This is a genomic window from Pseudomonas sp. TR47, assembly GCF_044143025.1.
Lineage (GTDB): Bacteria > Pseudomonadota > Gammaproteobacteria > Pseudomonadales > Pseudomonadaceae > Aquipseudomonas > Aquipseudomonas putida_E.
Map to the genome: position 1 here is coordinate 1 of NZ_JBHFCS010000067.1, position 1450 is coordinate 1450.

Consider the following 1450-nt stretch of genomic DNA (forward strand, 5'->3'; position numbering starts at 1 on the left):
GACTATACGCCAAAGCTATAGTCGTCCCGCCTTGGAAGATTACGTAAAGGAAATGACGAGTTTTTTTGAGGCAATGCACCAATCAGCAATCGACAGAACGCGTTCTGCCTCAAAAATTCCAGTAATTATTTTAGACGAATCAACACATGACAGCAAAACTAACATCGGCGCTTGTACGAAAAAAGCGCTGACTGAACCCGAGCATGCAAATGGTTTTACTCATCATGCTCCTACCCCCAATTGTCAGTCTCCAGAAACCTGTATCTTCTGCACCCACTATGGAGTCCATGCCGACGACCAAGATATACGACGTTTACTTTCCCTTCGCTACATCATTGAAATCACAAATGACAACGACTCTCCCGACCCAGTACTATCTTCAAGCGCCCCCACAAAACATAGAATCGATGAAATATTATCAGAGATCGCTGACACTGGACGATCATATGCCGACAAGATAACAGAAATAAATTCGGAAATAGCAACGGGCAAGCTCGATCCATTCTGGGCAATCCATTTTGACACTCTTGTCGTACTTGGGGCCATTTCATGAGCATCATCGCATATCTAGAACTTTCATCTATTGACCCCCATCAACTACCAGACCATCGCGCAGAACCTTCAGACTATTTCGATTTAGATCGAAACTTTGTTATTTCCCGAACTAAAGATGGAAATATTCTATCAAAATACGGAGAGAACATATGGAACCTTAAAACATACGACGCAAAGGGACGTTGCGTTTACAACTTTTCAAGCTGGCACTCTGGAGAAGATACCTCAATCGCTAGAGAAATCACCGAAGAGATGAAAAAAATTCAGATCTCTCGATTATTCCTCTATCACAAACCTCGAAGGCCAATTTCGATCACTCTGATAGAACTAAGGAAATTTGCTAAACTAGCTTTAAAAAATAGACTTACACTCTCCGAACTATTTGAAGAGCGCAATATGCGCAAGATCTTGCTCCCAAGTTACTCACACCTTAGCGCAAAACAAATGTTTCTTACCTTAGGATTAATAAAAGAACTTTACTATATAAGAGCAAAACATGCTCAGCTCACCCTAGGTCCAGCTAGTTTCGAAACCATATCGCTAATGCAGGCTATGTATGACAAACACCCGAAAGCGCAGAGAGACGCCCCGCAGCAAACCAAGTTAATTCCTTCTCGACTTTATGCCACACTACTAATTCTACTACACTCTGAACTAACAGATTTCAATACTAAATCTGATGCCATCATTGAACTGTACGCGAGGCGAATTGAAGATCCAATGTATGGATCTCCACTACGTCGAGCAAGAAAGCATAAAGCCATTTCTTGGCAGGATGCTTCGAGCGCTCTAGACCTTGATGCTTTTTTCTCAAACAAATCCATTAGCAACTGGAAAGCGCTTAGCAGTTACATTGGAGAGATTCAATGCGCTGCGCTCTACTGGGTGCATTTAT

The 1450-nt window shown here is 42.2% G+C and carries 1 protein-coding gene and 1 pseudogene; both read left to right on the plus strand.

Features of this window, described 5'->3' with window-relative positions; genetic code table 11:
- A pseudogene (locus ACEWE8_RS26025) lies at nucleotides 1-553 on the plus strand (hypothetical protein); the annotation flags it as partial.
- Nucleotides 550-1450, plus strand: a 901-nt coding sequence (locus tag ACEWE8_RS26030) for a hypothetical protein (RefSeq protein WP_395589444.1), incomplete at its 3' end; no start/stop codon positions are given. The pseudogene ACEWE8_RS26025 and the gene ACEWE8_RS26030, both read left to right, overlap by 4 nt.